Below are 3,661 nucleotides of genomic sequence, written 5' to 3' on the forward strand. Positions count from 1 at the left end.
GGACCGGCGGGCAGCGGGGCCACCGACCAGGCCATCCCGGAGGAGTTCAGCGGCTTGACCGACGAGGTCCCGCCGATCACCATCGCGCAGGACCCGCTCGCCACCGCCTGCGCGGCCTGCGCGCCGTCCCAGCCGAGCACCGCGTTCGGCACGCTGCCGTCGGCGGCCATCAGGTCGTGCAGGAACCCCAGCGCGTCGGCCGCGCCGTCCAGGTCGGTCAGGTCGCCGCCGGACTGCCACAGCAGCGGCAGGAACGTCGTGGTCAGCTCCTCGCCGGGCAGCCCGGCGAAGCACAGCCCGGACCGCTGCGGGTTGGTCAGCGCCTTGGCCGTGGTGCGCAGGCCCTCCCAGGTGGTGGGGGGCGCGCCGAGCATCAGGTCGCGGTTGTACAGCAGGGCGTTGGTCTCGGTGCGCAGCGGGACGCCCCAGACCTTCTCGCTCCAGGTGACGCTCGCCCTGACCGGGCCGAGGAACTTGCCCCCGGTCTCCCACTGCTCGAAGAGCTCGGTCAGGTCGGTGATGGCGTTCTGCTTGGCCAGCCTCGGCAGGTCGGCCTGGTCGACCACGACCACGTCCGGGAACGCCCCGGAGGTCGCGGCCTGGTCGAGCTTCGCGCGGATCTCCGCGCGCGGGATGGAGGTCCGCTTGACCTCCACCTCCGGGTGGGCGTCCTGGTAGCGCTGCACCATGGCCCGCGCAGCCTCGTCGGCCGTCGCCGACTCGTAGGAGTCCCACCAGGTCAGGGTGACCTTCTCGGGTTCATCGGGATTTGCCCCGCAAGCGGAGGCGGCGAGCACCGCCGCCGCCGTGAGCAGTGCTCGAAATCGCATCTCGCCCCGCAGGTCGACGTGGGAAGGACGGCAGCCGTCCTACTCCGCCGCCTGCCGCAATGTCAAGATCGCCTGGTCAGCGGGTTTCCGGTAGGCGGTGCTGCGGTGGCGACGGGTCGGCCTGCGCGGGCAGCACGAGGCGCGGCGCCGGTTGCTCCAGCGGCTCCCAGTCGAGTCCGGCGAGGTAGGTCGCCGCCAGCTCGTCGTAGATCGGTGTGCTCACAGGCGGGGATAGTGTCGCGCCGCGCGCCCCGCCGCGCCGTTTCTCACCTGTGTGAGTGACAAACACCCGGTGGAAACCCCGCGTTAGTGCGGTCCTGGCCGCCTCGGGCGGTGATCGCGGGCGGCGCGGCGCGATCGGGGGCACACTCGACCGGCGCCCGCGCCGCGCGTCGCGCCGAGCCGCCGGAGGGACCGCCCCGATGAGCCGAGCACGTGAGCACACCACCGGGCGCAGCGCCCGCCGGGGGAGCGGCGCGGGTCCGGACGGGCCGGGCGCCGTCCCGGTCAGCCGGTCGCCGGGGCGCGCCGTCGTCCCGGCCAGGGTGCCCAGCCCGCAGCGGCCCGGCCGCCCTCGCACCGACCTCGGCCGCTGGCTGCTGCGCCACCGCGTCTCGCCCGCCGGTCCCGAGGCGGACGCCGCGCACAGCAGGCCGCAGGCGTGGTGGAAGGTCATGTGCCTGACCGGCGTCGACTACTTCTCCACCCTGTCCTACCTGCCCGGCATCGCCGCGCTCGCGGCGGGCGCGCTGTCCCCGCTGGCCACGCTGCTGATCGTCGCCCTGACCCTGCTCGGGATGCTGCCCATGTACCGGCGGGTGGCGCACGAGTCGCCGCACGGGCAGGGCTCGGTGGCGATGCTGGAGGACCTGCTGCCGTTCTGGCGCGGCAAGCTGTTCGTGCTGGTGCTGCTGGGTTTCGTGGCCACCTCGTGGATCATCACCATCACCCTGTCCTCGGCCGACGCGACCGTGCACCTGCTGGAGAACCCGCACGCGCCCGCGTTCCTGCACGGGCACGAGGTGCTGGTCACCGTGGCGCTGCTGCTCGTGCTGGGCGGGGTGTTCCTGCTGGGCTTCACCGAGGCGGTCAGCGTCGCCATCCCGTTGGTCGCGGTGTTCCTGCTGCTCAACGCGGTCGTCATCGCCTCGGGGGTGGCCGAGCTCCTGGCGCGGCCCGAGGCGCTGACCGCGTGGACCGACCGGCTCGCCGAGGGCGGCGGCGGGGTCGGCGGGGTGCTCGGACCGGCCCTGCTCGCGTTCCCGCTGCTCGTGCTCGGCCTGTCCGGCTTCGAGACCGGCGTCAGCATGATGCCGCTGGTCGCCGCCGAGGGCGCCACCGAGCGGCAGCGGCTGGCCGACCGGGTGCGCAACACCCGCAAGCTGCTCACCGCCGCCGCCCTGGTCATGTCCGGGTACCTGGTGGCTACCAGCGTCCTCACCACCGTGCTCGTCCCCGCCGAGGCGTTCCAGCCGGGCGGCGCGGCGGAGGGCCGGGCGCTGTCGTACCTGGCGCACGAGCGGCTGGGCGCGGTGTTCGGCACCGCCTACGACCTGAGCAGCGTGCTGATCCTGTGGTTCGCGGGCGCGTCCGCGATGGCCGGGCTGATCAACATCGTGCCGCGCTACCTGCCCGCGTACGGCATGGCCCCGGAGTGGGGGCGCGCGGTCCGGCCCGTCGTGCTGGTCTACACGGTGATCAGCGTCGGGATCACCGTCGCGTTCGGCGCGGACGTCAACGCCCAGGCGGGCGCGTACGCGACCGGCATCCTGGCCATGATGGTGTCCGGCGCGGTCGCGGTGTCGGTCTCCGCCTGGCGCGCGGGCAGGCGGGCCGCCGGGACCGGGTTCGCCGTGCTCACGCTGGTGCTGCTGTACGCGCTCGCCGAGAACGTGCGGGCCAAGCCGGACGGCATCGCCATCTCCGCCGCGTTCGTCCTCGGCATCGTGGTCATCTCCCTGGTGTCGCGGGTGTCCAGGACCACCGAGCTGCGCGCCGACGAGATCGACTTCGACGAGCGGGCGCGGGAGTTCCTGGCCGACCTGCTCCACCGCGACGGCCAGCTCAACATCATCGCCAACAAGCGGCAGGCCGGGGACGCGGCCGAGTACCGGGCCAAGGAGCGCGTGCAGCGCGGCCTCAACCCGGTGCCCGGCGCGGCGGCGGTGGTGTTCCTGGAGGTCGACGTGGTCGACCCGTCCGAGTTCAGCGACGTGCTGCGGGTGCGCGGGGTGGAGGTCGGCGGGTTCCGGGTGCTGCGCGCGGACAGCCCCGCCGCGCCCAACGCGATCGCCGCCGTGCTGCTGGCGCTGCGCGACGCCACCGGGGTCCGGCCGCGCTGCTACTTCGAGTGGTCCGAGGGCAGCCCGCTCGCCCACCTGCTGCGCTACCTCATCCTCGGGCGGGGCGACACCGCGCCGGTGGTGCGGGAGATCCTGCGCGAGTGCGAGGCCGACCCGGAGCGCAGGCCGTCGATCCACCTGGGCGGCAGCTGAGCCGGGCGGCGGCTGAGCTGGGCGGCGGCTGAGCTGGGAGGGAGCCCGGAATCCCGAAGGCCACCCGGAAGTGGGCACAGGTGCCAGGTTTGCGCCGCGGCGGGCGCGGCTACCCGGTGAGGGATGAGAGCGCGGTGACCGCCGCCCCCCTGCGGTCGCCGAGGAGACCGGGATTTCCCCCTCCCCCCTGGGAACCCGGTCGAACGCCTCATCGGGAGGCCGCCCGGCGCGTGCGCCGGGCGGGCCCAACCCATCGCGGGTACCGAACCCCGCCCCACCCGAGCCGGTGGGGCGGGGTTCGCGCGTTCCCCGGCCCGCGCCCCACATCGCGGAGCC

Annotated in this window: 3 protein-coding genes; 1 reads left to right on the plus strand and 2 read right to left on the minus strand. The window is 74.4% G+C overall.

Translation table 11 applies throughout. From position 1 onward, the window contains the following. Both ACTUAL_RS07160 and ACTUAL_RS07165 read right to left on the minus strand, forming a co-directional pair. Positions 1–830 (minus strand): ABC transporter substrate-binding protein (locus ACTUAL_RS07160; RefSeq protein WP_440899693.1); only part of this gene is annotated, 830 nt, incomplete at its 3' end. A 76-nt stretch (positions 831–906) separates the two neighbouring features. Then, complete coding sequence (locus ACTUAL_RS07165; protein ID WP_157767556.1) at positions 907–1,053, minus strand: hypothetical protein; 147 nt, start codon at positions 1,051–1,053, stop codon at positions 907–909. Between the two features lie 199 nt (positions 1,054–1,252). On the opposite strand from ACTUAL_RS07165, the gene ACTUAL_RS07170 reads away from it, so the two are divergent. Further along, the gene (locus ACTUAL_RS07170; protein WP_440899694.1) at positions 1,253–3,325 is read left to right on the plus strand and encodes an amino acid transporter; all 2,073 of its coding nucleotides are present in this window, start codon (positions 1,253–1,255) and stop codon (positions 3,323–3,325) included. The last annotated feature ends 336 nt before the right edge of the window (positions 3,326–3,661 follow it).

Source organism: Actinosynnema sp., assembly GCF_052038725.1.

What these genes read in the sequence shown, in the direction of transcription:
- ACTUAL_RS07170 (WP_440899694.1), top strand. Translation starts at nt 1,253, where the DNA reads ATGAGCCGAGCACGTGAGCACACCACCGGGCGCAGCGCCCGCCGGGGG.